Origin of the sequence: Stieleria mannarensis (assembly GCF_014154935.1) — a bacterium.
Taxonomy (GTDB): Bacteria; Planctomycetota; Planctomycetia; order Pirellulales; family Pirellulaceae; genus Stieleria; species Stieleria mannarensis.
In genome coordinates this window covers 1-256 of sequence record NZ_JACEHH010000249.1, presented here as the reverse complement: position 1 = coordinate 256, position 256 = coordinate 1, and the positions used below count along the sequence as shown (strand labels likewise).

At 64.8% G+C, this 256-nt stretch carries 1 protein-coding gene; it reads left to right on the top strand.

Annotation, left to right across the window (positions count from 1 at the left end; all coding sequences use genetic code 11):
* On the top strand, nucleotides 1-256 hold a 256-nt coding region (locus H1B37_RS33240), incomplete at both ends, for a hypothetical protein (protein WP_182871559.1).

The following is a 256-nucleotide window of genomic DNA, read 5'->3' as shown; positions in this document are numbered from 1 at the left end:
GACGTCGACGCGAACAGCGGCAGCCTGACCGTCACGCTATCCACTTCGACCGGCGGCAATCTGTCGGCCAGTTCGGGCGGCGGGGTCACGGTCGGTGGATCTGGCAGCGGCACGTTGACCCTGACCGGGACGCTGGCCGATTTGAACACCTTCCTGGACACCCCGGCCAACGTCCAATACCTACACGGCACGCCGCACACCTTCGGCAACGATGCAGACACCATCCAAGTGGTCGTCAACGATGGCGGCAACACCG